Genomic DNA, 6,436 nt, shown 5'->3' with positions numbered 1-6,436 from the left:
CACCGGCCGGCGGCCGGGTCGGCGGGCGCCCCGTCGCGCCCTTCGCGCCCTACCGAGGTTTCCCTCGCGCCGCCGCCGGGCATGGCGCCGGCGTCCGTCGGCGCGTCGGCGTCGTCCTTGTGCAGCGCCTGCCAGATGCGCCGCGCCTTCGCCGATCCGATGCCCTTGACCTCCTCGAGCTGCTCGACGCTCGCTTCGCGCATCGCGCGCACCGAGCCGAAATGCGCGAGCAGCCGTTTCTGGAACGCGGGCCCCACGCCTGGGATGCCGTCGAGCGCCGAACGCAACGCGCCCTTGCGGCGCGACCGCCGATGGTAGTCGATCGCGAAGCGGTGCGATTCGTCGCGCACACGCTGCAGCAGGTACATGCCCTCCGACGCGCGCCGGAGGATGATCGGATAGTCGTCGTCGGGCACCCACACCTCCTCGAGACGCTTCGCCAGACCGCATACGGCCACGTCGTCCACGCCGCAGTCGGCGAGGGCCTTCGCGGCGGCCATGACCTGCGGCCTGCCGCCGTCGACGACGACGAGGTTCGGCTTGTAGGCGAAACGACGCCGGTCCGTGTCCTGCTGCACGATCAGCCCGGCGCGACCCGCCCCCTGCACGTCGTCGCGCATCGCGCGGCCCGCGCGCCGCTCGTCGTCGATGCTCTCGCCGCTGTCGCCGGCGATGTTGCCGTGTCTGAACCGGCGCGTGAGCGTCTCGGTGAGCGCCGACAGGTCGTCGAGCGCGCCGGAGCCGTCGGCGCCGCGGATCGCGAAGCGCCGGTATTCGGATTTCTTCGCGACGCCGTCCTCGAACACGACCATCGACGCGACCTGATAGGCGCCGCCGACCGTGTTCGAGATGTCGTAGCATTCGATGCGCAGCGGCGCCTGGTCGAGTCCGAGCGCCTCGGCGACCTCGTTCATCGCCTCGGTGCGCGCGCCGAAGTCGCTGATGCGGCTCATCTTGCTGCGTTGGAGCGCCTGCTGGGCGTTCTGGTCCGCGCGGTCGAGCAGCTGGCGCTTCGATCCGCGCCGGGGCACGTCGACCGAGACGGCGCCCCCGCGCAGGCCGGACAGCCAGGTCTCGAGCTCCTCGCGGCGCGCCGGCTCGAACGGCACGAGGATCTGCCGGGGCACAGGCGCGATCGGCGCGAGCAGGTCGGCGCGCCCGGTCTGCTCAAGCCGTTCGCGGCGCTCACGCGTCGCCTGCGCGCGAGCCGTCGGATCGCTCGCGCGGAAGCGCTGCGAGGAGGCGACGGCGTTGCGTTCCTCGTTGACGACGACCTTCGCCCCCTGCTCCTCCCCGCGGTGTTCGTCGCCGACGAGGTCGGCGTAGACATGTACGAGCAGGTCGGCGATGATCTCGTCGTCCCCGATGCCCTCGGAGCGTTCGACGCTCCAGTTGCGTTCGCCGCGGATCGTGCCGGCGCGCACGAAGAAGGCGTGCACGGACGCCTCGAGCTCATCGGTGGCGAAGCCGAAGACATCCGCGTCCACTTCCTGGTCGAGGACGACGGAGTTCTGCTCGACGACCCCCGAGAGCATCTGGATGTCGTCGCGCAGCCGCGCGGCGCGCTCGAAGTCGAGGTCGGCGCTCGCCTCCTTCATCTGCGCGGTGAGCTGGGCGACGTACGAACGCCCAATGCGCCCGGTGAGCACGCCGACGAGCTGTTCGCACATGCGCCGGTGCTCCTTCGGCGCGATCCTGCCGACGCACGGCGCCGAGCATTTGCCGATCGACGCGAGCAGGCAGGGGCGTCCGGTCAGCTGCGCCTTGCGGAACACGGACGGCGTGCAGGTGCGCACCGGGAACGCGCGCAGCAGCCTATCGAGGCTTTTTCGCAGGTCCCATACCTTCGCATAGGGGCCGAAGTAGCGGGTGTCACGGCGTTTACGGCTGCGCGTGACCCAGACGCGCGGGTACTCCTCCCCCGCCGAGATCGCCAGATACGGGTAGGTCTTGTCGTCGCGGAAGACGACGTTGAACCGGGGGTCGAACTCCTTGATCCACGTGTATTCGAGCGTGAGTGCCTCGATCTCGGTGCCCACGACGGTCCATTCGAGCGAACGGGCGGTGAGCACCATCGTCTGCGTGCGCGGATGAAGCTGGCTCAGCGGCTGGAAGTAGTTGGTCAGCCGGTTGCGCAGGTTCTTCGCCTTGCCCACGTAGATGACTCGGCCTTCGCCGTCGCGCCACTTGTAGACGCCGGGCTGCGCGGGGATGTCCGAGGTCTTCGGGCGGAACAGGTCGCGGCTGTCGCCGAGCAGCGGCGCGCCGTTCGCGTTGACGCCGGCGCCCTCGCCGTCCGTGCCGCCGGATGCGGCCAGATCGCGCGCGATCCGGCGCCAGGTGCCCGGCGCATGCCGTTCGAATGTGCTCACGTCGCCTCCATGATGACGTTGGTGTTGCCGATGCAGCCGTCCGCTATCCGAGCAGCGGCTCGAGGAACCTGCCGGTCCACGACCGGTCGCATTCGACGACGTGCTCCGGCGTGCCTTCGGCGACGATCGTGCCGCCCCCCTCGCCGCCTTCGGGGCCGAGGTCGATGATCCAGTCGCTGGATTTGACGACGTCGAGGTTGTGTTCGATGACGATGACGGTGTTGCCTTTGTCGACGAGGCCCTGGAGCACGACGAGGAGCTTGTTGACGTCCTCGAAGTGCAGGCCCGTCGTCGGCTCGTCGAGGATGTAGACGGTCTTGCCGGTGCTGCGGCGCTGCAGTTCGGTCGCGAGCTTGACGCGCTGCGATTCGCCGCCCGAAAGCGTCGTGGCGGGCTGGCCAAGGCGGATGTAGCCGAGGCCGACCTGCACGAGCGTGTCGAGGTAGCGCGAGATCGCCGGGTAGGCCTTGAAGAACTCGGCCGCCTCGCTTATCGGCATGTCGAGCACGTCGGCGACCGACTTGCCGTTGTACTTGACCTCGAGCGTCTCGCGGTTGTAGCGCTTGCCGTGGCATTCCTCGCAGTCGACGTAGACGTCCGGCAGGAAGTTCATCTCGATCTTCAACGTGCCGTCGCCGTGGCATGCCTCGCAGCGGCCGCCCTTGACGTTGAACGAGAAGCGTCCCGGACCGTAGCCGCGCACCTGCGCCTCGGGCGTCTTCGCGAACAGCGCGCGGATCTTGTCCCAGACGCCCGTGTAGGTCGCCGGGTTGGACCTCGGGGTGCGTCCGATCGGGTTCTGGTCGACGTGGATGACCTTGTCGCATTGGTCGACGCCTTCGACACGGGTGTGCTTGCCGGGCACGATCCTCGCGCCGTTGAGCTTGTCGGCGAGCACCGGGTAGAGGATCTGGTTGACGAGCGTCGACTTGCCCGAACCGGAGACGCCGGTGACGCATGTCATGACGCCGAGCGGGAAGTCGACGGTGAGGTCCTTGAGATTGTTCTCGCGGGCGCCGACGACACGCAGCCTGCGGCCCTTCTTCGCCTTGCGCCGCTTCTTCGGCGTCTCGATGCGTCTGCGGCCGGCGATGTAGTCGCCGGTGATCGAGCGTTTCGCGTCGACGAGATGGTCGGCGGGGCCCGAGTAGACGACTTCGCCGCCGTGTTCGCCGGCACCGGGGCCGATGTCGACGAGCCAGTCGGCGCTGCGGATCGTGTCCTCGTCGTGTTCGACGACGATGAGCGTGTTGCCGAGGTCGCGCAGATGGTGGAGCGTGTCGATGAGGCGCGCGTTGTCGCGCTGGTGTAGGCCGATCGATGGTTCGTCGAGCACGTACATGACGCCGACGAGGCCAGACCCGATCTGCGTGGCGAGGCGGATGCGCTGCGCCTCGCCGCCGGAGAGCGTCTTCGCGGCGCGTGAAAGCGTCAGGTAGTTGAGGCCGACGTCGTTGAGGAATCCGAGACGCGCGCGGATCTCCTTGACGACTTCGCCGGCGATGTGTGCGGCGGCGCCGGTCAGGTCGAGCTCGTTGATCCACTTGAGGCCGCGCTCGGCGGGCATGTCGCACACGTCGGCGATCGACAGACCGCCGACGGTCACGGCGAGCACCTCCGGCTTGAGCCGCTTGCCGTGGCAGACGGCGCAGGGCACCTCGCGCATGTACGACTCGTAGTATTGCTTGCGCTGCTCGGAGTCGGTCTCCTCGTGGCGGCGCATCAGCGAACGCACGACGCCCTCGAAGCCGGTCGAGTATTCGCGCATGCGCCCCCAGCGGTTGCGGTACGAGACGGTGACCTTGAAGTCCTTGCCGTACATGATCGCCTGACGGGTCTCCTCGGGCAGGTTCTTCCAAGGCGTGTCGAGGTCGAATCCGAGTTCGGAGCCGAGGCCCTCGAGCACGTGGCGGTAGTAGTCGCCGGTGGTCTTCGTCATCATCCACGGCTCGATCGCGCCCTCGTTGAGCGTCTTGTCCGGGTCGGGCACGACGAGCTCGGGGTCGATCGCGAGGCTGAAGCCCAGGCCGGTGCATTCGGGGCAGGCGCCGTAGGGCGCGTTGAAGGAGAACGTGCGCGGCTCGATCTCATCGAGCTCGAGCGTGTGGCCGTTGGGGCACGCCATATGTTCGGAGAACGGCACGCGACGGTCCGGCGCGTCGGCGTCGCGGTCGACGAAGTCGGCGACCATGAGCCCCTTCGCCAGGCGCAGCGCCGTCTCGACGGAGTCGGTGAGGCGCTGGCGGATGCCGTCGCGCACGACGAGGCGGTCAACGACGACCTCGATCGTGTGCTTCCTCTGCTTGGCCAGCGTGATGTCGTCGGACAGCTGGCGCATCTCGCCGTCGATGAGCGCGCGGGCGTAGCCGTCGCCGCGCAGCAGCTCGAGCAGGTCCTCGAATTCGCCCTTGCGGCCGCGCACGACCGGCGCGAGGATCTGGAAGCGCGTGCCCTCGGGGTTGCCCAGAAGGCGGTCGACCATCTGCTGCGGCGTCTGCGCGCTCACCTCGGCGCCGCACACCGGGCAGTGCGGGATGCCGGTGCGCGCGAAGAGCAGACGCAGGTAGTCGTAGATCTCGGTGATCGTGCCAACCGTCGAGCGCGGGTTGCGGTTCGTCGTCTTCTGGTCGATCGAAACGGCCGGGCTCAGGCCCTCGATGAAGTCGACGTCGGGCTTGTCCATCTGGCCGAGGAACTGGCGCGCGTACGCGGACAGCGACTCGACGTAGCGGCGCTGGCCCTCGGCGAACAACGTGTCGAAGGCCATCGACGACTTGCCCGAACCGGACAGGCCCGTGAAGACGACCATGCGGTTGCGCGGGAACTCGAGGTCCGCGTTCTTGAGGTTGTGCTCACGCGCGCCCTGGATGACGATCTTGAGGTCGTTGGGCAGATGGCCGATGTCCGCGATGAGCGAACCGTGCTCCTCGCGCAACGGCGCCTTCGCCAGCTCGCGGCTCAGGAAGGTGTCGCTCGACATGACGCGTTCGAGGACGGCGCGCGACGCCTGTGCTTCGTGTTCTGCTGCCAATGGATTCCCGCCTTTCGGTTCCCGTGTGGGGTCGTCCGCGCACCCGTCCCGCGGGCGCGCAGGCAACACAAGGATAGCGCATCCGGATGAAAAAATCGAACACCTGTTCGAAATCTTCGCATGGGCGCACACCGGCGCGCCGAAGGCGCCGGCCGACGGCCGCCGCGTTCACCCACGGGACGAAAAACGGAGCCACTGCGCGCGCCGGCGCCCGGGCTTCGCCTACGCTGGAAGTCGTCACGGCCGCGCCCGCATGACGCCGCGCGGCCGGAACGGAGGAAACGGACACGACGAAGGAGCGAGACCCATGGCAGACAACGACACGCACGGCGCACCGTCGCGCAGGACGGACGCCGACCCCCCGCAGCCGCACGAGACGCGGAGAGGCGGCCGCACGAAGGACGCGCGGGACAAGGACGGCGGACGCGAGCACGACGTCGAGATGATCGTCGCCTGGGCCTCCTTCGCCGCGCTCATCGTCGTCATGGCGCTCGCGCAGGCCGGCGTCCTCGTGCACGTGGACATGAACGACGCCCGCCAGCGCGTGCATTCGTGGTTCTCGGCGCCGCGCTACGTGCAGCTCATCTGGATTCCCGTCTACCTGCTGCTCGCCGTCTGGCTCGTGCGCGTAGGCAACGGACGCCGCCGCGCCAAGCGGCTCGGCCGCATGCGCTTCACGCTGCTCGGCGCGTTGTTCACGGGCGCCTGCCTCGTCGGCGTCGGCTGGGTGTTCGCGTGGACCTTCAAGAGCTATCCGGCCTCGGTCACGCTCATCGCCGTGCAGACGGCGCTCGTGTGGGCGCTGTGGTTCCTCTCCCGACGCGACGACACGAGCATCTGGGGTTGGGCGCCGTTCTCGCTGTGGGGCTCGTGGCTCATCGTCGAGACGCTCGTCGACGTCGCGCGCGCCGTCACCTACTACGTCTCGAAGGACGGCGCGATGAGCGGCACCGGGCAGTCCGTCGCCACGATCGCGCTCGCGCTCGCGCTGCTCGCCGTCGCCTGCCTCGCGCGCTTCCGTTTCGACGACTGG

At 68.8% G+C, this 6,436-nt stretch carries 3 protein-coding genes; 1 reads left to right on the top strand and 2 read right to left on the bottom strand.

Annotation, left to right across the window (positions count from 1 at the left end):
• A partial coding sequence (uvrC, locus tag B1400_RS09145) for an excinuclease ABC subunit UvrC (RefSeq protein WP_095614072.1) occupies nucleotides 1-2,372 on the bottom strand: 2,372 nt, incomplete at its 3' end.
• Nucleotides 2,373-2,415: 43 nt separating this feature from the next.
• Nucleotides 2,416-5,352, bottom strand: a complete 2,937-nt coding sequence (gene uvrA / locus B1400_RS09140; RefSeq protein WP_095614073.1) for an excinuclease ABC subunit UvrA — start codon at nucleotides 5,350-5,352, stop codon at nucleotides 2,416-2,418.
• A 358-nt stretch (nucleotides 5,353-5,710) separates the two neighbouring features.
• Here uvrA and B1400_RS09135 point away from each other — a divergent pair.
• The coding region (locus tag B1400_RS09135; protein ID WP_095614071.1) for a hypothetical protein at nucleotides 5,711-6,436 on the top strand (726 nt) is incomplete at its 3' end.

Origin of the sequence: Bifidobacterium italicum (assembly GCF_002286915.1) — a bacterium.
In the GTDB taxonomy this organism is placed as follows: Bacteria; Actinomycetota; Actinomycetes; order Actinomycetales; family Bifidobacteriaceae; genus Bifidobacterium; species Bifidobacterium italicum.
The sequence above is the reverse complement of the archived record's forward strand: the minus strand, read 5'-3'. Positions and strand labels throughout refer to the sequence as shown.